General features: G+C 43.0%; 21 protein-coding genes. 13 read left to right on the top strand and 8 right to left on the bottom strand.

What is annotated here, in order from left to right:
• Positions 1-55 precede the first annotated feature (55 nt).
• Both ABDV94_RS05920 and dnaK read left to right on the top strand, forming a co-directional pair.
• Positions 56-1,546: an amino acid permease gene (locus ABDV94_RS05920; protein WP_343605610.1), complete on the top strand. Its 1,491-nt coding sequence runs from the start codon at positions 56-58 to the stop codon at positions 1,544-1,546.
• Positions 1,547-1,834: 288 nt separating this feature from the next.
• Positions 1,835-3,736 carry a molecular chaperone DnaK gene (gene dnaK, locus ABDV94_RS05915; RefSeq protein WP_343605608.1) on the top strand — a complete coding sequence of 634 codons (1,902 nt, stop codon included), beginning with the start codon at positions 1,835-1,837 and terminating at the stop codon, positions 3,734-3,736.
• A gap of 232 nt (positions 3,737-3,968) precedes the next feature.
• Here dnaK and ABDV94_RS05910 read toward each other — a convergent pair whose 3' ends face one another.
• The 3 genes from ABDV94_RS05910 to menA form a co-directional block, all read right to left on the bottom strand.
• Positions 3,969-4,931, bottom strand: a complete 963-nt coding sequence (locus ABDV94_RS05910) for a nitronate monooxygenase (protein ID WP_343605607.1) — start codon at positions 4,929-4,931, stop codon at positions 3,969-3,971.
• A gap of 273 nt (positions 4,932-5,204) precedes the next feature.
• Positions 5,205-6,251 (bottom strand): o-succinylbenzoate synthase, encoded by a 1,047-nt coding sequence (locus ABDV94_RS05905; RefSeq protein ID WP_343605606.1) that lies wholly within the window; start codon positions 6,249-6,251, stop codon positions 5,205-5,207.
• Positions 6,239-7,153 (bottom strand): 1,4-dihydroxy-2-naphthoate octaprenyltransferase, encoded by a 915-nt coding sequence (gene menA / locus ABDV94_RS05900; RefSeq protein WP_343605605.1) that lies wholly within the window; start codon positions 7,151-7,153, stop codon positions 6,239-6,241. Before menA ends, ABDV94_RS05905 begins: the two co-directional genes overlap by 13 nt.
• Before the next feature lie 101 nt (positions 7,154-7,254).
• Here menA and ABDV94_RS05895 point away from each other — a divergent pair, with 101 nt between their 5' ends.
• The 9 genes from ABDV94_RS05895 (at position 7,255) to ABDV94_RS05855 (ending at position 13,189) form a co-directional block, all read left to right on the top strand.
• Positions 7,255-7,938 (top strand): hypothetical protein, encoded by a 684-nt coding sequence (locus tag ABDV94_RS05895; RefSeq protein WP_343605604.1) that lies wholly within the window; start codon positions 7,255-7,257, stop codon positions 7,936-7,938.
• A gap of 182 nt (positions 7,939-8,120) precedes the next feature.
• Complete coding sequence (locus ABDV94_RS05890; protein ID WP_343605603.1) at positions 8,121-9,065, top strand: nitronate monooxygenase; 945 nt, start codon at positions 8,121-8,123, stop codon at positions 9,063-9,065.
• Positions 9,062-9,529 carry a DUF4442 domain-containing protein gene (locus ABDV94_RS05885; RefSeq protein WP_343605601.1) on the top strand — a complete coding sequence of 156 codons (468 nt, stop codon included), beginning with the start codon at positions 9,062-9,064 and terminating at the stop codon, positions 9,527-9,529. Before ABDV94_RS05890 ends, ABDV94_RS05885 begins: the two co-directional genes overlap by 4 nt.
• 230 nt (positions 9,530-9,759) lie before the next feature.
• The gene (locus tag ABDV94_RS05880) at positions 9,760-10,074 is read left to right on the top strand and encodes a rhodanese-like domain-containing protein (protein ID WP_343605599.1); all 315 of its coding nucleotides are present in this window, start codon (positions 9,760-9,762) and stop codon (positions 10,072-10,074) included.
• A 9-nt stretch (positions 10,075-10,083) separates the two neighbouring features.
• Complete coding sequence (locus ABDV94_RS05875; RefSeq protein WP_343605597.1) at positions 10,084-10,722, top strand: VTT domain-containing protein; 639 nt, start codon at positions 10,084-10,086, stop codon at positions 10,720-10,722.
• On the top strand, positions 10,715-11,443 hold the full coding sequence (locus ABDV94_RS05870; RefSeq protein WP_343605596.1) for a shikimate dehydrogenase: 729 nt from the start codon (positions 10,715-10,717) through the stop codon (positions 11,441-11,443). Before ABDV94_RS05875 ends, ABDV94_RS05870 begins: the two co-directional genes overlap by 8 nt.
• Positions 11,444-11,612: 169 nt before the next feature.
• Complete coding sequence (locus tag ABDV94_RS05865) at positions 11,613-12,242, top strand: ATP-binding protein (protein ID WP_343605595.1); 630 nt, start codon at positions 11,613-11,615, stop codon at positions 12,240-12,242.
• A gap of 291 nt (positions 12,243-12,533) precedes the next feature.
• On the top strand, positions 12,534-12,929 hold the full coding sequence (locus tag ABDV94_RS05860; RefSeq protein WP_343605594.1) for a hypothetical protein: 396 nt from the start codon (positions 12,534-12,536) through the stop codon (positions 12,927-12,929).
• Between the two features lie 65 nt (positions 12,930-12,994).
• Positions 12,995-13,189 carry a hypothetical protein gene (locus tag ABDV94_RS05855; RefSeq protein WP_124745017.1) on the top strand — a complete coding sequence of 65 codons (195 nt, stop codon included), beginning with the start codon at positions 12,995-12,997 and terminating at the stop codon, positions 13,187-13,189.
• 137 nt (positions 13,190-13,326) lie between these two features.
• Here ABDV94_RS05855 and ABDV94_RS05850 read toward each other — a convergent pair whose 3' ends face one another.
• The gene (locus tag ABDV94_RS05850) at positions 13,327-15,693 is read right to left on the bottom strand and encodes a M14 family zinc carboxypeptidase (RefSeq protein WP_343605592.1); all 2,367 of its coding nucleotides are present in this window, start codon (positions 15,691-15,693) and stop codon (positions 13,327-13,329) included.
• Positions 15,694-16,114: 421 nt separating this feature from the next.
• Between ABDV94_RS05850 and ABDV94_RS05845 the strand changes: the two genes are divergently transcribed.
• Positions 16,115-16,978, top strand: a complete 864-nt coding sequence (locus ABDV94_RS05845; RefSeq protein ID WP_343605590.1) for a hypothetical protein — start codon at positions 16,115-16,117, stop codon at positions 16,976-16,978.
• Positions 16,979-17,245: 267 nt separating this feature from the next.
• Here the strand turns inward: ABDV94_RS05845 and ABDV94_RS05840 are convergent, their stop codons facing one another.
• The 4 genes from ABDV94_RS05840 to mutY form a co-directional block, all read right to left on the bottom strand.
• Positions 17,246-17,827 (bottom strand): hypothetical protein, encoded by a 582-nt coding sequence (locus ABDV94_RS05840; RefSeq protein ID WP_343605588.1) that lies wholly within the window; start codon positions 17,825-17,827, stop codon positions 17,246-17,248.
• A complete protein-coding gene (gldE, locus tag ABDV94_RS05835) occupies positions 17,811-19,154 on the bottom strand; it encodes a gliding motility-associated protein GldE (protein ID WP_343605586.1) in 1,344 nt (447 codons plus the stop codon). Before gldE ends, ABDV94_RS05840 begins: the two co-directional genes overlap by 17 nt.
• A 2-nt stretch (positions 19,155-19,156) precedes the next feature.
• On the bottom strand, positions 19,157-19,606 hold the full coding sequence (gene ssb / locus ABDV94_RS05830) for a single-stranded DNA-binding protein (RefSeq protein WP_343605584.1): 450 nt from the start codon (positions 19,604-19,606) through the stop codon (positions 19,157-19,159).
• Positions 19,607-19,820: 214 nt separating this feature from the next.
• The gene (mutY, locus tag ABDV94_RS05825) at positions 19,821-20,819 is read right to left on the bottom strand and encodes an A/G-specific adenine glycosylase (RefSeq protein ID WP_343605582.1); all 999 of its coding nucleotides are present in this window, start codon (positions 20,817-20,819) and stop codon (positions 19,821-19,823) included.
• 109 nt (positions 20,820-20,928) lie between these two features.
• On the opposite strand from mutY, the gene ABDV94_RS05820 reads away from it, so the two are divergent.
• Entirely contained in the window at positions 20,929-21,219 is a 291-nt protein-coding gene (locus tag ABDV94_RS05820; protein ID WP_124745023.1) for an HU family DNA-binding protein, read from the top strand.
• Positions 21,220-21,290 lie beyond the last annotated feature (71 nt).

Here is a 21,290-nt window from a genome sequence, read left to right as displayed (position 1 = left end):
TTGAAAAATTAGTTGAAGTCTCGCTGTTTACGGCGGGACTTTTTTATGACTGCTTATGGAAGAAAACTCAAAAAAATCCCTGGGATTGATGGACGCGACCTTTTTGGTTGCGGGAAGTATGATCGGTTCCGGAATATTCATCGTTTCTTCGGAAATGGCTCGGGATCTCGGAAGTTCCGGCTGGTTGTTGTTTACCTGGCTGATGACGGGAGTGATTACGCTGTTCGGAGCACTGAGCTATGGTGAATTGGCGGCGATGTTCCCGAAAGCAGGCGGACAATTCGTTTACATCCGCGAAGCCTGGGGGAAATTACCTTCCTTTTTGTACGGATGGACCACTTTTACGGTGATTCAAACAGGGGTAATTGCAGCAGTTGGAGTGGCATTCGGGAAGTTTGCCGGTGTCTTTTTTCCGGTTCTGGTCGATGAAACGTTGCTGGAATTCGGCGCTATGAAGATCAATGGGGCGAATTTTGTCGGTGTGGGAACGATCCTGATTCTGACCTTTCTGAATGTACGCGGAATCAACTATGGAAAGATTATCCAGGCCATTTTTACCAGTTCGAAACTCATTGCGCTGGCTGTTTTGATTGTAGCGGGAATCATCCTGGGAATCTCTTCCGGCTTTTTCGATGAAAATTTTCAGTACATGTGGGAAGCGACTTCGACTAAAAAACAAGCTGACGGAAGCTGGCTCACAACTGATTTGACGACGGTAGGTTTGGTCATCGTACTTTCCACCACCATCATTAACTCGCTTTTTTCTTCCGATGCGTGGAATAATGTGACCTTTATTGCCGGAGATATCCGTAATCCGGAGCGAAACCTACCCCGATCTTTGTTTTTGGGAACCTTCATCGTGACCATCCTGTATATCCTGGCAAATGTTGCTTACCTTGGATTATTGCCGCTTCAGGGAACTCCTTTTGAAGGTGATTTTGTGTATTCGAAAGAAAGTGTGCTCTCCACCGGAATTCAATTTGCAAGTTCGGACCGCGTGGGTACTTCTGCCGCATTCATGCTTTTTGGTCAAACTGCCAATTACCTGATGGCGATCCTGATCATGATTTCGACATTCGGTTGTAATAACGGCTTGATCATGGCGGGGTCACGTTTGTTCTATGCGATGTCGAAAGACGGATTGTTCTTCCGGAAAGCAAGTACCATTAACCGTTTTGGCGTTCCTGCCTGGGCGATGTGGATTCAGAACTTATGGGCGATTGTATTGTGTTGTTCCGGTTCCTATGGCATTTTGATCAAGTTCGCGACTTTCGGATCGATGGTTTTCTATATTGTGACAATTCTCGGGTTGTTCAAACTGAGAAGAACCATGCCAGATGCTCCACGACCATATAAAGCATTCGGTTACCCGGTGGTGCCGTTTTTGTACCTGGTTTTTGCCGTGGTGATCTGCGTTTCGTTGACAGTGTTTACGTTTTGGGACACTTTCGGAAGCATTGTATTGATCCTGACAGGAATTCCTGTTTATTACCTGGTTTTCAATAAAAAAGATCAGGAATCGACCTTGGATCAAGGGCTTTTTTAACCGGATATTTGCTCAAAATGGCGCTGTAACCCGCATGGTTACTTCGATTCGTAATATTGCGAAATCGCAAAATGGCGATTTCCAAAATCGATCTGTCTTTCGATTGGGGATTCTGAAAGTGACAAAATGACATAATCGGTGCAGCCTGTTTGTCAACTTCGTCAGTAAAATGAACACGCTAAACTTCAAATTCTGCCATTTTTGACAGAAAACAGTGTCGTCAAACTGCTGGCACAACCTTTGACTAAAAGAAGGAAATTTCAGATCAAAAACGAAAAGTAAATAAAAATGGGAAAAATAATTGGAATCGATTTAGGAACAACAAACTCTTGTGTTTCTGTAATGGAAGGAAATGAGCCAGTTGTAATCGCAAATTCTGAAGGTAAACGAACTACTCCATCTGTGGTAGCGTTTGTAGAGGGTGGCGAGATCAAAGTAGGAGATCCTGCTAAACGTCAAGCTATCACGAACCCAACTAAAACTATCTATTCAATCAAACGTTTTATGGGTTCATCATTCGATGACACACAGAAAGAAGCAGCTCGCGTACCTTACAATGTTGTAAAGGGCGATAACAATACACCTCGTGTGGATATAGACGGACGTTTGTACACGGCACAGGAAATTTCAGCAATGATTCTTCAGAAAATGAAGAAAACGGCTGAAGATTATTTAGGTCAGACAGTTACTGAAGCGGTTGTAACCGTTCCGGCATACTTCAACGACTCGCAGCGTCAGGCTACAAAAGAAGCCGGAGAGATTGCAGGTTTGACAATCAAACGAATCATCAACGAGCCTACAGCAGCAGCATTGGCTTATGGTTTGGATAAAAAAGGAGTCGACCAGAAAATCGTAGTATTCGACTTCGGTGGTGGTACGCATGACGTTTCTGTCCTTGAATTGGGAGACGGAGTATTTGAAGTATTGGCAACAGACGGAGATACGCACTTAGGAGGTGACGATGTGGATGAGGCAATCATCACGTGGTTGGCTGAAGAGTTCAAAGCAGAAGAAGGACTTGATTTGCGTCAGGATCCAATGGCTTTGCAACGTTTGAAAGAAGCAGCTGAGAAAGCAAAAATCGAGTTGTCTTCTACAACTTCTACAGAGATCAACCTGCCATACATCATGCCGGTGAACGGAATTCCGAAACACTTGGTGAGAACCTTGCAGCGTTCAAAATTCGAGCAATTGATTGCTTCAATTGTTGAAAGAACAATCGCTCCTTGTCGTTCTGCTCTTCAAAATGCAGGATTGTCTACAAGCGATATCGATGAAGTGATCCTGGTAGGTGGTTCTACACGTATTCCGGTGATCCAGGATGCTGTTCAGCGTTTCTTCGGAAAAGCTCCTTCAAAAGGTGTAAACCCGGATGAAGTAGTAGCAGTTGGTGCTGCAATCCAGGGAGGTGTATTGACAGGTGAAGTAAAAGATGTCTTGTTGTTGGATGTTATTCCATTGTCTTTGGGAATCGAAACAATGGGTGGGGTATTCACGAAATTAATCGAAGCGAATACCACTATTCCAACCAAGAAATCCGAAACATTCTCTACGGCAGCAGATAACCAGCCGGCAGTAGATATCCACGTATTGCAAGGTGAGCGTCCAATGGCGAACGACAACAAAACATTGGGTCGTTTCTCATTGACAGACATTCCACCAGCTCGTCGTGGTGAACCGCAAATCGAAGTAACATTCGACGTGGATGCAAACGGAATCATGCACATTTCTGCAAAAGACAAAGGAACAGGGAAAGAGCAGTCTATCAAGATTGAAGGATCGTCCGGTTTGTCTGACGAAGAAATCAAACGTATGAAAGCAGAAGCAGAAGCAAACGCAGATGCAGACAAAAAACGTAAAGAGGAAGTAGAAACGTTGAACAAAGCGGATTCATTGATCTTCCAAACTGAGCGTCAGTTGAAAGAATACGGTGATAAAATTCCTGCAGATAAGAAACAACCGATCGAAGATGCTTTGACAGCGTTGAAAACGGAATTCGAAGCAAAAAACATGGCAAACCTGGAGCCGGCAATGGAGCGTTTGAACAACGCATTCCAGGCTGCTTCACAAGAGATGTATAATGCTGCAAATGCAGGTGGCGGTGCAGGAGCTGAAGGTGGAAACGCCGGAGGAAATGCAAGCGACGAAGTAACGGATGTAGACTTCGAAGAAGTAAACGATAAGAAGTAACAAAGTTACTGATTGGAGAAACGTTAGTGCCGACCTGTAACAAAAGTTACTTTCCTAAAGGAATAAAGAATAAGAAAGCCCCGTTGAGCAATCAACGGGGCTTTTTTTGTTTTCTTAAGTTCTAAAGTTTGAGGGTTGGCGGTTAACATTTTTAGGAGTGCTTTTCCGCTTTCCTTTTCGATAGACTGTCTCCATTCAAATTGGTTGCCTTGTCCGGAGTAAATTCTTTGAATTAAAATTTCAGATTCGCGAGTTTCTCCTGGTTTTTCAGAAGGGCTTCCTTGTATTCTTTTTTCAGGGAATTGACCAATTCGGTTACAGATTCAACGTTGTCAATTCCAGTAGTGCCTTGTCCGGCTGACCAGATATCTTTCCATGCCTTGCTATGTTCCGCTGACAATTTGGAAAAGTCTTCTTCTTTTTTCTGCGAAATGTCAATGCCTGATTTCTCAATGCTGGGAATCAGGAAGTTGGCGTTTACTCCCGAAATACCATCGGTATAGATGATATCGTCGATGTGGGAAGCAACCAGCATGTTTTTGTAATCTGCTTGTGCCATGCTTTCCTCCGTAGCAATGAATCGCGTTCCCATGTAAGCAAAATCAGCGCCCATGTTTTCTGCCGCAAGAATATCTTTTCCTTTGGTAATGGCTCCTGCTAAAATCAATGTCCCGGAATAGAACGAGCGGATTTCTTCGACCAGCGCAAACGGGTTGGCTGTTCCGGCATGTCCTCCGGCACCGTTTGCAACAGCAATAATTCCATCCACACCGGATTCGATAGCTTTTTCAGCGTGTCGTTTTTTAATCACATCGTGGAAAACCAAACCTCCGTATGCATGTACGGCATCGACCACTTCTTTCACTGCTCCGAGTGAGGTAATCACTAACGGAACTTTGTACTTGACACACAACTCCAGGTCGGGCATCAATCTCGGGTTGGTTTTGTTTACAATCAGGTTGACACCGAAAGGAGCAGGTTTGATGTTTGTTTCTGCTTCGAACGCTTTGAGTTCGCTGGTGATTTCTATCAGGATTTGTTCGAAATCGGCCGCTGTTCTTCCGTTGAGAGAAGGCACTGTTCCGACAATTCCGTTTTTACAGCACGCGATGGCTAATTTGCTTCCGGAAACCAAAAACATCGGAGATGCAATGACCGGTAGTGTGACACTGTTTTTAAATGCTTCAATATTCATAGTTCTTTGATTTTTCAACGGTCTTTTCAAAGCGGAAATTACGGATAAAATTGGGATTGTGTGTCCGGTTTTGGAGGTTAATTAAATGATTTTGGGAGAGGGGTGACGTCATTTCCCAATATTGGGACGACCAGGAAAAGAACTGTGATTTTTTCTTCGAAAAAGAGATCTCGTTTTTGACGTAATTCCGCAATATTACGTCGGGTAGAAACCATTTTTTTGAAACTGAAGGTTGGGCGTAATATTGCGGAATTACGCCCGATCTATAAAAGTCTAAACCGCCGACTGATACCGCAAAAAACCATTCTCAATTTCCAGCGGTGCATCGAAATTCGTCTCATACAAACCTCCGGTCCCAAGTCCCTGCGGCAAAGATGGATTGAATGTTGCGGTAAACTGAGCGATTGCATTCAGCCCGATATTACTTTCCAGGGCGGAAGTGATCCACCACGGAATCTTCCGTTCATCAGCCAGTTCGATCCATTCTTTTGACCCGCTAAAACCTCCGTGCAGACTTGGTTTCAGAATAATGTATTGCGGTCGGATAGTATCGAGCAGTTCGATTTTCTCATTCCGGAGATTCACCCCGATCAATTCTTCATCCAAAGCAATCGGGAGTGGCGTTTTTGCACACAAATCTGACATTTCCTTTCGAAATCCCGCTTTGATCGGTTGTTCGATACTGTGGATCTCCAGTTTGGAGAGTTCTTCCAATTTGCGGAGCGCTTCATCGGGATGAAAGGCACCATTTGCGTCTACCCGGAGTGTTATTTTCGACGCATCGAAGCGTGAGCGGATTCCTTCGAGTAATTTCAACTCTTGCTGGAAATTAATTGCCCCTACCTTCAGTTTGATGCAGGAAAATCCGGCTGCTAATTTCTCTTCGATTTGATCCTGCATAAACGATTCATCGCCCATCCAGATCAATCCGTTAATAGGAATCCGGAATCCGTGTTCCTTCTTCCCGGAGTCGAAGTAAATCCCTTTCCCCCCGTTTTGCAGATCGAAAAAAGCACTTTCCAGGCCACATAAAATAGAAGGAAAATCAAGGAGTAATACCTTGTCTTCGATAAAACGGAGCGGATTTTGACAAACCAGCTTCAGTTGTGCTTCGTACTGCTCATCCGAAAGATAATCGGGCGATAAACCCGGAATGACAGAGCATTCTCCCAACCCGATGATTCCCTCAGTATTTGTAAGGGTTAGTTTCCAGCCCTTTTTCTGTGTCAAAACACCACGACTTGTACCGCTCGGACGTTTGAAGTTCAGAACAAAAGCCTCGTATGAAGCAGATAACTGCTGGTTTTTCAGAGAATCCATTGATTAACAGAAACGCTGATCACATACAATACACTGATGAAAAAAGTTCCCAGAGCTACTGTTTTCAACTGAGAATCCAATTCTTTCGGAACGCTGTTCTTTGCTACGAAAACGAGGTGTTTCGCAAAGAGAATTGCCGGAATCAGGGAAATGAATCCCAACCAGTTTTTGCTCAACACCAGGAATAAAATCCAGCTGGCAAAAGCCGTTGAAACCAGGAAGAAATGATAGCGTTTGGCATTTTTAGCTCCCAGTTTTACAACCAATGTGCGTTTCCCTACCTTTTCGTCGTTTTCGCGGTCGCGCATGTTGTTCAGATTCAGAACGGCTGTACTCAGAAAACCGATTGTTACCGCCGGAAGAATCAATTCCCAGGAAAGTGTGTCGGAGAACAACGGATAAACGCCCATGACGCTCACCAGACCAAAGAAGATGAATACAAAGACATCACCAAGACCGTTGTAACCGTATGCTTTTTTACCGATCGTGTAAGTAATGGCTGCTAAAACAGAAGCAATCGCCAGTCCGATGTAGATGTAAATGCTCGCCGGAGAAAGGTGTTTGGTTCCGAAATAAATCAGGAATCCAGCACTGACAAAAGAAATTGCAGCAGTGAAAACAACGGCGTTTTTCATGGCAGATTTCGAAATCGCTCCCGACTGAACAGCCCGCATAGGTCCGATTCGACCGGAGTTATCCGCTCCTTTCAATGAGTCTCCCAAATCATTTGCCAGGTTCGACAAAATCTGGAACAGCAGGGTCGTTGAAAGAGCTAATGAAAAAATGATCGGATTCCAGTATCCCTGATAAACTGCAACAAAGGATCCAACCAATATTCCTGAAACGGATAGGGGAAGTGTTCTTAAACGAAGCGCACTTATCCAGTCTGATGAATTTGCCATATACAAATTTCGGTATTTTAATTTTTCAAAGGGTCGATTATAATCGGAAAGTTTAGGATTTCATAAAAAAATGGTTTCTTTGCCTGAAATAAACTGAACATATGAAAAAGCTTTTAGGAGTTATTATGCTTTCAGCAGTTTCTTTATCAACCTATTCACAGGAAGAATCCGGTTATAGAAAATTTGCAGTCAAATTCTCGCCTACACAATTAGCAGCAGGCGAATTCAACTTTAGTTACGAACAACGTTTGGCAAGACTTGTCAGCATGGAATTGGAATTGGGGCCGACCATCTCCCAGTTCGGATTGAACTTCGGAAATCAAAAATTATGGCAGGGAGATCTCGGATTGTGGGATTTCAACGCGATCGACTACGACGCGGCTGCGGCAGTTGGTTTCCATGTTTCATTGGCTCCGCGTTTTTACCCGGCATCCGATGATTCTCAAATGAAGGGACTTTACCTGTCTCCGGTGTTTAAATTCAGACAGTACAACTACACCAATAAAGATGAATCCTATTATATGCTTGATAATGCACGGTCAAGTATCAATCAATTTATTTTCCGCTTCAATATGGGCTTGCAATTCTGGCCGGGAGACGGAAACTTCTGCCTGGATATGTATTTCGGGGTAGGTTTGGGTACGTTTAACATTACTGGACAGAGCGTCGGAACATATGAAAATCCTCCGGGATCCGGGAATGTTTCTCCAAGATGGGAGACTTACAGAGATAACGGAATCCGTATCAATGCCATCACAGGAATTAAGTTAGGTTTCGGAAAGTAATCGAATCAGAAAGAAGATTAAGCCCCGGCATTTCGACTTCGCTCAATGACCGGGGCTTTTTGTATTCAGTAGGTTATCAGCAGGAGTATTGACTCCTGACGCTATAAATCTTACCTTCCGGCTAAAAGAAAATATATGCGTGCATAATTAATTTTTGTATATTTGGTTGCAATCAATTGAAGATGGAAAAATTAGCCCTCTGCGAACTATTGAATATCGAGCATCCGATTATTATGGCTCCCATGTTTTTGGTTTCGAATGAAGCGATGATTCTCGCTGGTACAGACCACGGTATCGCAGCCTCAATTCCAGCCTTAAACTACCGTTCTCCGGAATTATTGAAAGAAGGCTTGAAACGGATGAAAGCCCGGGCAGAAGGCCCGATCGGGATTAACCTGATTGTGAATGCATCCAATATCTACATGGAAGAACAACTGAAAATCTGTGTGGAAGCAGGAGTGGATTTTTTCATTACTTCACTGGGATCTCCCAAAAAAGTCATTGATGCGGCACGGGGAAGAGGAATCAAAGTATTCTGTGATGTAACAGATTTGGAGTACGCGAAAAAAGTAGAGCAATTGGGTGCCGATGCGGTGATTGCGGTCAACAACCGTGCGGGTGGACATGCCGGGAAAATAGACCCGAAAGCATTGATCCGAAGTATGAAAGAGGCATTGTCAATTCCGGTTATTTCGGCTGGAGGAGTAGGAACCAAAGCTGAAATGGACGAATTGGTTGAGGCAGGAGCGGATGGTTTTTCCATCGGTTCGGTTTTTATTGCATCGACTGAAGCGGGCGTTTCGGAAGAATATAAGCAAGCCTGCGTGGAATACGGGGCAAAAGATATCGTTATGACATCCAAATTGTCAGGAACTCCCTGTACGGTGATCAATACTCCGTATGTGCAGGAAATCGGAACGGAACAATCCGGGTTGGAACGTTTTCTGAACCGGAATAAACGCCTGAAAAAATGGGCAAAAGCAATGACATTTTATCGCGGAATGAAATCGCTGGAAAAAGCGGCATTCAGCGCAACATATAAAACCGTTTGGTGTGCCGGGCCAAGCATCGAACACGTGAAAGCCATTCGTCCGGTGAAAGAAATCATTGAAACCCTGGTAAAATGAGTGCATCCAATTTAAAAAAATACAGCATGATGCTGCGTCTGATGGGAATCGTCAAAATTCCGATGATCGGTTATGTGAAACCACGCCTGATCCGGATAACGGATCACGATGTCCTGGTTCGGATCAAACTGAGACGACGTACGAAAAACCATCTGAAAAGCATGTATTTCGGAGCTTTGGCAGTTGGAGCGGATGTAACGGCAGGATTACCGGCATTTTACTTCTGCGATGAACTGAATGTGCGTCCTTCCTTTGCATTTAAAGGAATGAAAGCCGAATTCATCAAACGGGCAGAAACAGATGTGGAATTCAGCTGTACTGAAGGACAAATCATCCGTGAACAGGTTTTGAAAGCTATCCAGACAAACGAACGTCAGAATCATTGGGTGAAAGTCACTGCAAAAGACCTGAACGGAGACATTGTAGCCTTGTTCGAGATGGAAATTTCGGTCAAAATCAAGTAAATTGAAAATGTATCATTAAGCATTGAAAAGGTAAAAGTGAAAATAGAGACCAGACCCTCAGTGTCATGAGCTTGTCTCTTCATGTTCGTGACAATTTCGAAATTGTTCATCGAACCATTTCACTTTTAAATTTTACCTTTTCCATTATCCAATCAATATTGGGTTAGCCGAAGCATCATTTTAAATTTCGCATCTTGAATTTAAAATTATCTTTGCCCAAAAAAGCAAACATGAATCGCATTACCTCAGAAGCTTGTAAGCAACTGATTCAAAATAATGAGGCAGAACTGATTGATATTCGTGAGCCGTGGGAAGTGGAAATCTGCTCCATAGGCGGAACCCGAATTCCGATGCACCGCGTTCCGGAACTGGCTGAAACGTTGGATAAATCGAAACAGTATATTATTTTGTGCAAAACAGGCCGTAGAGCAGAATCCGTAGCAAACTTATTGGAGTGCAGATACGCTTTTCAGCATATTGCGATCCTGGAAGGAGGAATCACCGGCTGGTACGAGACCTTTGAACCTCATTATGAAATGTATTAATCAACAGGTATGATAGAACTATTCAAACACCTGATCCATCTGGACTTCGAATGGATTGTGGAAACTTATGGAACTGCAGTTTATGTGGTCCTTTTCCTGGTAATCTTCATCGAAACCGGGTTGATCGTAATGCCATTTCTTCCGGGAGACTCCTTGCTTTTCACAGCGGGAATTTTTGCAGCTTCCGGTCAGTTAAACCTGTTTTACTTGCTGGCTTTGCTTTCTGTTGCGGCAATCCTGGGTGACAATGTCAATTACTGGGTAGGCAGAAGAGTAGGATTGAGTGTCTTTAACTGGAAAATCCGGGGAAAACAACTGGTGAAACCGAAATACCTGGAGCAAACTGAAGCATTTTTTGAAAAACGCGGGGTATTTGCCATCATCATGGCGCGTTTCGTCCCGATCGTGAGAACATTCACGCCGTTTGCGGCAGGAGTTGGAAAGATGAACTACCGCAAATTCCTGATTTTTGATATTATGGGTGGTGTACTTTGGATTACGAGTATGACGATTGCCGGATATTTTCTTGGAAACATTCCGTGGATCAGAGAAAACAATGAAAAAGTGGTATTACTCATCGTTTTCATCTCTGTTTTGCCGATGTTGATCAGTATCCTGAGATCCAAATTAGCGAAAAAGAATGCCTGAATTCGGATTAATCGGTCAAACGCTGGGACATTCGTTCTCCAAAAGCTACTTTGAGGAAAAGTTTGCCCGTGAAGGGTTAAATAATGTCTTTAAGAATTTTGAATTACCCGAAATAGCTGCTATTGAGCAGGTTTTTAGTAATCCAGACCTAAAAGGATTGTCGGTAACAATTCCCTATAAAGAAGCCGTAATTCCTTTCCTCGATGCACTTTCGGAAGAAGCTGCTGAGATTGGAGCGGTGAACTGCATTTCTTTTCAAAACGGTCAGAAAACGGGACACAATACAGATGCTTTTGGATTCCACCAGATGATCAAACCCTTCCTCACGAATGAGCACGAACGTGCGCTCATTTTGGGTACGGGTGGGGCTTCCAAAGCAGTTGCGTACGTCTTGAAAAAGATCGGGTTGGATGTAATCTGGATTTCACGAAACCCGCAGGGAACGAAAGAATTTTCCTACGAAGCAATCAATGAACACATGCTCAGAGCCTGTAAAGTGGTAGTGAACTGTACTCCCGTAGGAACGTTTCCGGATATTGATTCCAGTGTGCCCTTTCCCTTTGAACACCTGACTGAAAGTCATTTGTGTATCGATTTGATTTACAACCCGGAAGAGACCCGGTTTTTGAGAGAATCCAAAGTTCACGGTGCGACTATTTTGAACGGACTTTCCATGTTGAAAGAACAGGCCAATAAAGCCTGGGAGATTTGGAATAAGTAAGCTGAGTCAAAAACGGTGAATCTGATCGGGTCTTAAACGGAAGATAGATACCCGGGTAGTGGTTCGCAATATGGCGATATGGGAATATCGGAATTTGTGAGTGTAAACCTACCGAATTTTCACATGATCAAGGATCTCATGAGTTGCTTTTTCTTCGTAAATTTGCTTTATGCATTCGCTCAAATCATTGATCAGAGAAGGGGAACATCAACAACAGGATTTCAAATTCCGGATTGACGATTCCAAGAAAATTGCCCGTACTTTAGCTGCTTTTGCTAATACCGACGGCGGAAGACTGCTGATCGGTGTAAAGGATAACGGCAAAATTACCGGTGTTGATCCTACGGAAGAAATCCACATGATTGAAGCTGCTGCAGATATGTACTGCAAACCAAAACTGGAATTCAAGTCGCAAATCTGGCAGGAGGACATGAAGCTGGTGCTGGAAATAACAATTGAAAAAAATGTCAACCGCCCGGTTATGGCTCCCGATGAAGAAGGAAAATGGAAAGCATATGTCCGCAGAAAAGACCATACGCTTTTGGCCAACAAAATTTTGCTGAATGTGTGGAAAATCGAGCGTTTTGACCAGAAACGACCGGAGAAAATCGGGGAGGAAGAAACCAATCTGCTGGGAATTATTGCTCAAAATCCGTTGATTACCCTGAGTAAAATTTACAGGCTTTCGGGATTGGAAAAATCACATATTGACCGGTTGCTTCCCTTGTTTATCTGTTGGGATCTCATTTCGATGGAGATGAATGAGAACGGTACTTTTTACAAAGTAAAGGAGGAGTGATTGAGGGGATGTGAATGAATGGAGGCAGGTCTGAAACCCAGTGAGAGCAGACTTTTCACACATCCTGATAACTATCGGGATTATAAATTTGTAAAATTATAAATTCCGGGTTCTGTTTTTTGGTTCCGAAACCACTTATTTCAGTGATAATCAACCGCTTTTTCGGAATTTCAAAATATTGTCATATATTCGCGCCAAATTTGAAGATTGAATAAGGCACTGTACATTTCAAGTCTGTTTTTTAGCTTACTATTTATAGGTGTCGTTTTTTATTATATTGAACTTGTCTTTATGGCAAGACTCTATGATTTGAAAACATATGGGGAATATGCGGGCGTATCAAACAGTCCTGCGGAAGATCTGACTATTCAGGCTACAGAAATCAGCTTATTTTTCTTTTCATTTTTTCTGATGACTTTTTTGCTTGGATTGATTCGGGTCAAACGAGTTACAAATAAAGTTTTATCAATTATAGGCCTGTCATTATCTGCAGTGTTTTTACTCTGGGATTTGGCAATGCTGAGCTCTCCGTCACACTTGAGCTTTGATGAAGCAGGTATCGGATTTTTGTTGTTTTCACCTGTGATAACGGCCTTTTCCATTGTCGGAATTGTACAGTCAAACAGGTATAAAAAGCAGGGAATACGATATAAACAACCAATGGAATCAGATTTGTTAGATTCCTAAAAAAATATAATTTTAATCGATACGTTTAATGTATTATTATATTAGGCGTAGAAAAATGCAAACAAATGGGTAGACCTCCAACAAAACCAGCAAGATTGCGAGATGGTTTTTACATTGAAGTAAGAAATTCAGGATCACAAGGTATACGAATCAGAAGAGATACTAGAGAGCAAATGCTTCTTGCAGCTGAGGATTATTCACGTACCAAAGACGTAGTGATTCTGGGCGAAATGAAAGATGACAAGTGGATTGATCAATAAAAATCATTCATCGCAGAATGTGATAAAGCAGCTTTTCCGGATGAAAAGCTGCTTTTTTATTTTGATCTGTTCTTGTCATGTCGTCTTTTTCTGATCGGAATGAAATGCGGATCAGGAAAGTATCGAGTCGCGACAACTTAATGAATCACCACCAGTTTTACAGGAGATTTCAATTCAGCACCACCATTGTAGCGCACGTAGTAAACGCCTGAAGACAAAGCATCAGTTCTCACTTCTACTTTAGAACCTTCTGCCTTTTGAGTGGCAACCACGTCACCGTTCAGGTTTACGATCTCAATTTGTCCTCCCTGGATATGCTGATCAAAAACAATGTTCACATGCGAACTCGCCGGATTCGGAACCAGGTGGAACAACGTTTTCTCGTTCTCAGTCAAACCGGTATAATCAATGTTATACAACACTTCGAAATCATCAAAGTAGAAACCGTCAGCGCGTGTGCCGCCGTCGGATTTCAGGATGAAACGAACCAAAATGCTGTCGCCGATGTAATCACTCAGGTTGATTTCTTCCAACACCCAGTTGGATTCTGTTCCTTCGTAGACCGGCTGTCCGTTGGGTTGAACCGATCCGTTTGCGCTGTTACCCGGCACGGTATAATTTCCGCATTGCCCGATCCATGTTGCGCCCTGATCTGTGGAAACCTGGAACTGACAGTAATCGTAATCCGCTTCGATGTCCCATTTCGCATAGAACTTGATCATGGCTGCGGTTACATGCGTCAGATCGATCGTGTTGTTGAACTGGTACGTTTTTGTTGTGTTATTTGCGTAATCTCCGCTTGGGGAATCTGTGAAAGAACTGCTTGGTGAAACATAGGTTGAAGTGGTTGTTGCCCAGCCTCCTGTCCAGTTCACGGCGCTGTTTGCTTCGTCTACAAATTGGGAAGTCACACTTCCGAATGTTTTCACAATCGTATCGTGTTTCGTCCAGCCCGGATATTCTGTATTCAGAACGTATTTGATTACATCTCCGAACTGAATGCCTGGGTTCAGCACATAAGAAATTCCACTGTTTTCCGTCCCCATGATCGCCAGGTTGTGTGTAACACCTGATCCAACGGATTGAATTCCGGTGATCGGCGTAATGCTTACAGCTACAGGGCCGTTTTCCAATCCCAAACGATATGCACTGTGGTTGAAGTTTCCGGTCGTTGCGGCAATCATTCCCGGATCAAGGTCTTTGACTTCCAGGTAGCGGTGTGTTAAATGCGATAAAACCAAGTTCGGGAACACCATGTCCTGGCAGATCCCGGTAATTTCGTTGCTTGCCGGCCAGAAACCGCCGCTGGTATTACTCACTTCCGGAGTCATGGCGAAGATTTTTGGTTTAACTACCGTATCAACCTTGTACATGTAATCGTCCGAATCACCGGATGCCGGATAAAGCGCAGACGATTTCAAATTTGCGTATCCGTTATACTGAACCATGTGGTGCGTGAAAGCCTGGAAATAATTGTGATCCACAGCGTATTCCGCTACAGTTGTACCGATCGGGTGGAGAATGTCGTTTGCGTAGGTGTGGGAGTTGAATGCATACTGGAAATCGCGGTTTTCGCAGAACCATTTCATGGCCTGTGTTTCCGGCTCGGAAAAAGCGGCAGTTCCGCAGTATGTTTCATTACTTTGAGTCGATGTGGTACCGGTTGTTCCCCAGCCATATGAGTAATTTCGATTCAAATCCACACCGTAGCTTCCGCCGCTGTTGTGTCTGCGGTTTTTACGCCACAAACCACCACCATTCGGATCAGTTGTTTCGTTGTAGATATATCCATCGGGGTTGATCATCGGTACGAAATACATTTCGGTATTGTCAACCAGGAATTTGATCTCGTCGCTGGAACCGTAGTTTTCCAGCAAATACCACATGTAAAAGATCACTTCCGACAAGGAGTTCGGTTCACGGGCATGATGTACGGCTGTGTAAAGTACTTCCGGTTCTGCTTCATCCGTATTCGGGTTGTCACTTAAACGTACCCAGTAAATAGGCCGGCCCTCAATACTGGTAAAACTCCCGATCGGACTTTTTGCTGTGATGAGGTTCGGGTACTGAGCTGCCATCGCATCAATTTCATCGATAAATTCCTGGTAGGTGTAAAATCCTCCCATGGAACCGAGGTTGAAGTTGCTGGGTACAACCGGAGTAAAGCCGGAAGTGCCACTGGTTTGTGAACAATTGAGGTTCTTTTCCGGCACGGTCTGACCTTTGCCTGCTGCGCCGCTGTTTTGATTGACATAATAGGCTTTGACATCTGCAATGAGAATGTCCACCTGGAAACCGGCATCACGCATGCGTTGAATTTCTTCTGCCGAAAAGTCGGAGATGAAGAACGTTTCGCGTTTGACTGTTCCGTGATCAATAGCGATTCCGAGTTCTGCCAGCGTTTGGAGACCTCTTGAATCCGCCATGACTTTGGCTCTCGAATAATCCTGGGAAAATCCCCAGCACGAAAGGAGGAGGGAGAAAATGAGGAGAGTTTTTTTCATGAGTAACTAGTTTGCCATAAAAATAACGAATCTTAATCATTCTGTAAAATAAGTGAGAAAAAACTATAAACACTTGATGCGGTGGACGATTGAGCTAAGTGATAAAGTGTCAAATTGTTATGCGCGATCTGTTTATCGGTTGATCATAAACTTACCAGAGACTCTTTCATTTTATAGCGCAGGTCGGAGGAACAGCACTTTTTCCAATGAAAAAATGGCTAAGTTTAAACAGCTACAGTCACTGAATATTTAAACATGCTTGTAAATGTTTGATAGTCCGTTTGAGAAGAAAATAACTGAAGACTTTCGTGCAAATGATCGAGGTGGAAGTTTTAGCTTTTAAATAGAAGTGAACCGATGCGGATGGAGCAAGCCTGAACTTCATTAATAATTCAGGTATTTTATATCAAACACTATTCACATGAAAAGAAGAACCATTTCTTTTACGGCAATTGCTGTAATATTAGTTACGTCTTTTGCGGCGTGCAGTAAATTTAAAAACGAAGATTCCCTTCAATCAGAAATCAAAGATTCAAAATCAGCAACGAAAACTTTTTCGTGTGCGCCTACTTCGGGGACTTTACCGGTTGCAATCACTCCGGCAAATGAAGATGCTGTTATCGATGCTTTTGCGGCACTTCATAACGATTATCTGAATTATTATTTTACGTCGTTAAGCAGTCAGGCATTGCCGTTTCCAAGTAATGAATACGATGAACATTTCAGAAATACAGCTATTACTTATTTTGGAGAACATTCAGTTGTCGTAGATAATGAGTACTATGATTGTATTCAATCTTCCAACCCTGATACGGATCTTGCCGAATTTCGTTCATCATTTAGTGCTGAAGGACTGGTAATTTACGATCAACTTTGCAATTTGGCTGATCATTATGAGGTTGAAAATCACGATGATTTTGTTGTAAATCTGAATGATCTTTATGCAAATTGTAATTCGGTTGCCGGAACAGAACGGGTGACGCTGAAATTTGCGATTAAAATTGCGATCAATTCTTTTACCTATTGGAAAGAGAATGTAGAAGAATGGGTTTCCTATTATGAAAATAATTATACGAATAGTGTTGGAGTTGTTCATGAAAAACAAATGACAGATAAAAACAAGCAGATGCTAGTCAAGGCTGGAAAAGCGGATCTTAAGGGCGCGATCAGAGGTGCAACCGGTGGAGGACTTGGTGGAGGACCTGCAGGTGCAGTTGCCGGAGGATTGGTTGGTGCCGGAGTTTATTCTGCTGCCTCTATTGTATGGAGTGCAATCTTCGGGTAGTCCGTTTTTGGAGTCATAAATCAATAGAACTTCGGTTCAGAGCGGGGAGTTTTCCCCGCTTTTTTGTTTTGGAATATCTCGTGCTGAAGTCTATTGGAAAACGATGAGTATTATCAGATGTCTTGTCTCGATACTTCCGCCTTGTCAGTTTGAGTGTTCCTGACAGAAACGAAGTGAATCGTCAGGAATGTATCGAAAACTCGACAAGACATCAGGCTTAAAAACGAAATAGTTTGATGTTAGGAATTCGTAATTCGTAATTCGTAATTATTTCCACCTCACCGTTTCAATCAAATGAATCAAATCCACTTTCAGGTAATTCAATGAAGGACGCAATGAATCATAATTCGGTCTGCAGTTCATTAATACTTCGCCACGCAGGAAATGAGAAGTGGAATCTGTCAGGTAGAACTGGAAATTGGTCGCTACATCGCCTTCAAATTCGAAAAAGGTTCCGTAAACTTTCTTCTCCGGGAAAATGAACTTCTGGTCGTAAATTTTGGTCGCTTTGATCTGGTGTTCGTCTACTTTGTCGTTCGACAGGTTGATGTACCGGATCAGCGTATCCCGGTTTGGAATCGGGTAATAATTCAGATAAAGTACTCCGTTCAGCGGCCCGAGGTTAATTTCCTTGTGATTCGTCAATTCGCCTTTATAAGTCAGCGGTTTGGCAATATACGCTTTCGAAAGCTCAAACGAATAGGTCGTTGCATCATCAATTTTCTGATACGTATGCTTCGGAAAATCCGTGCGGAGATACGTCGGAGGTTTCGGGATCAATATTTCATCACCGCCGCATCCTGTAAAAAGAAAGCTTAAAACCACTGCTGCACTAATTATCCTCGTCATTTTCCTGAATTGTTTTAATCATTTTTATGCGCCGTTTGTCGGAACTCTCGACGACCAGTTTGATGTTTCCACAGCGAATGTATTCGTTATTTCGCAAAATACGGCCTGCCTGCTCAATAATAAATCCGCCGATCGTGTCGGATTCTCCCTTGATTTGCTCGAAATCCTTTCCGTCGATCTCCAGGACTTTGTAGAAATCAACCAGGGCGGTTCTTCCTTCAAACAGGTAGGTTCCATCGTCAATTTTTGTGTAAATGAGATCATCATCGTCAAATTCGTCCGTGATATCCCCTACAATTTCTTCCAAAACATCTTCCAGAGTCACCAGTCCGTTTGCACCACCGTATTCGTCGACTACGATCGCCATGTGCATTTTCATATCCTGGAATTCCTTCAGCAGGTCGTCTATTTTCTTGTTTTCAGGAATGAAATAGGCTTTCCGCAACAATGTTTTCCAGTCAAACGATTCCGTATTGATGAACGGTAGTAAATCCTTGATATACAAAATACCGATCACATTGTCGAACGACGTTTCATGCACCGGAATCCGCGAATAACCGGCATCCAGAATCACATCCAGTACTTCCTGAAAAGTAGATTCACTGGAAATGGTTACAATATCCAGCCTCGATTTCATGATTTGACGCACGTCGGTGTTCCCGAATTTGATAATTCCTTCCAGGATGCGGTGTTCGTCATCGTTATCCGAATCTTCTTTGGTAAGAGCCAGGGCATGCTCCAGGTCGTCTGCAGAAAGATTGATTCCGCGTTTTTTCGCCCGGCGGTTGATGAGGTTGGTACCGTTTACCAGCAGCCAACGCAGCCAGGAAAACGGAGGTAAAATATTGATAAACGCAAGAATCCCCGACATGAAACGCGCAGTGGAGATCACATTCCGGGAAGCGTAGAGTTTCGGCGCAACTTCACCGAACAGGAGAATAAATGTTGTAATTCCGACTACTTCAATTAAAAAACGAAGCGTATTCGGTTGATCTGATTGTGGGAAAAGCTGGTCGAGAACACCTGTTGAGAGAATGATGATGCAGACGTTGAAGAAGTTGTTCGTGATCAGAATAGTTGCAAGCAGGTCTTTCGGTTTGGAAATGAGCTTTAAAATAGCTTTGGAAGTACGGGATTGTTCGTCCTCGAGGTTTTTCTTTTCGGATGGCCCCAGGGCAAAAAATGCTACTTCCGATGCCGATACCAATGCGGAACAGGCAATGAGAAAGAGAATAGTGATTAAAGAAACAATGTTGTCAGAAAAATGAAAGCCGGCATGCATACTGGCGGGAATCACATCTGAACTTAACTCGGGTATACTATCCATGGCTAAAACGGTAAATCGTCATTGGGATCCATGTCCAGGTTCATCGGACTGGGGTTTTGAGGTTCCTCCGTCGGATAAGGAGGTGTATTGGTGTTCATGGGGCCTCCCGGTTCATTTCGGGGAGTCAGAATCGTCAATTCATCAGCAACAACTTCCGTTGTATAGCGCGTTGCTCCGCTTTGATCCGTCCAGGAACGTGTTTTCAATTTTCCTTCCACGTAGATTTTCTGACCTTTCCGCACATATTTTTCAACCACTTCAGCTAATCCTCTCCAAACCACGATATTATGCCAATCGGTATTGTCTCTGCGCTCACCGGTTGTTCTATCCGTATAGGTTTCCGAAGTTGCAATCGGGAAACTGGCAACAACTGCACCGTTTTCCAAACGTCTCACCTCCGGGTCTCTTCCTAAATTTCCGATTAAAATAACCTTGTTTACACTTCCTGACATAATTTCGAATCTTTGTAGATATAAAGTTAAGAATTTCGATTTAGGAATTACGAATGAATTAATTTTTTCCTGTTGGGTTCGAGAGCCAAGACATAAAGAGTCAGGATTTAAAGACACAAGATCCATTCAATGTTAAAATCTCCGGACTTTGTCTTGACTCTTGACTCTGGGCTCCTCATAGTCCCGACTCCGGCGTTCTCGCCTCAATCCGTAATTAGTGTTCTAAATATTTCTCCATTAAACGATGAATCGGATAATCCGGTAAATCCTTCTTGTCGATGAATTTAAAATCGAAGCCTTCAATTTCAGCATCTGTACTCTTATAGAAATAAGCATAAATGTGCTGATGGCTCAGAATATGCTTTGTTTGATAACATAAATCGGCTGAATCTTTAAAAGCTTCCGGAACCGATTCGCTTTCACTTTCGATCAATGGAAATTCGTAGAGTTTTTCCCATACATCTTTTCCCGTGCGTTGATCCAGGGCAATCTGCTGATCTTTTTCGAGGTGTAAATAATGAAAATACCGCTTCCGTACTTTGGTCTTTCCTTTCTTATAGGGTCTTTTCCTGATTAATTCCAGATTAAAAGCACTCGCGCAGCTTGTTGAAAGAACGCAGCTTGCGCAATCCGGGTTGTTGGGAACGCACTGCATAGCCCCGAATTCCATAATCGCCTGGTTGAATAGTGCCGGATCGGATGCGGGAATGAGTGAATCTGCCAGTTCCTGGAACAATTTTTTGCCGGGGCCTGAATCAATCGCTTCATCCATTCCATAGTACCTGCTCAAAACGCGGTATACGTTTCCATCCACTACTGCATGAGGCAGATCAAACGCGAAAGAAGAAATGGCAGCCGCAGTATATGGCCCGATTCCTTTCAGCTGGATAATTTCAGGATAGGTTTGCGGAAATTCGCCTCCGTATTCATCCCGAACCTGCTGCGCAGTTTTGTGCAGGTTTCTCGCCCGGGAGTAATAACCCAAACCTTGCCAAAGTTTCAAAACAGATGCCTCATCCGCATTCGCAAGGTCATTCAAAACGGGGTAATTTTCGATAAATTTCAGGTAATAATTTAGTCCCTGATCGACTCTCGTTTGTTGCAAAATCACCTCCGACAACCAGATAAAATAGGGGTTTTTGGTGTTTCTCCAAGGGAGTTCACGTGCATTTAGTCTGTACCAATCGCTTATTAGTAGAACAAAATCAGCCATTTAGGGAAAAAATTGAACATTTTTAAAAATAAAGCAAAAATAAACGCTTTTGCTGACTACTTTTGCACCTGGAAATCACATTGTTGAAAAAACTTTAATTTATAATAAGATGACAAAGGCAGATATCGTTGCTGAGATTGCAGAGGAAACAGGATTGGAAAGAAATGAAGCTCAGAAAGCTGTTGAAGCATTTATGACTTCTATTAAGACTTCTTTGACTAAAGGTCAGAACGTGTATTTAAGAGGTTTTGGTAGCTTCATTGTGAAAGAAAGAGCAGAGAAGACGGGGCGCAATATTTCAAAAAACACAACGATTATTATCCCAGCTCACAATATTCCTTCATTCAAACCGGCAAAAACATTTGTTGAGGAGGTGAAGAATAAAGTGATTGTGAAATAATTCCATCTTTTTTACAACAACTACTTTGTAGGAAAACTTATTTTAATATCTTTGCACTCCTGTTTCACGCA

The sequence above is a fragment of the Fluviicola sp. genome (genome assembly GCF_039596355.1).
Lineage (GTDB): Bacteria > Bacteroidota > Bacteroidia > Flavobacteriales_D > Crocinitomicaceae > Fluviicola.
This window is presented reverse-complemented; position numbering and strand designations above follow the sequence as displayed.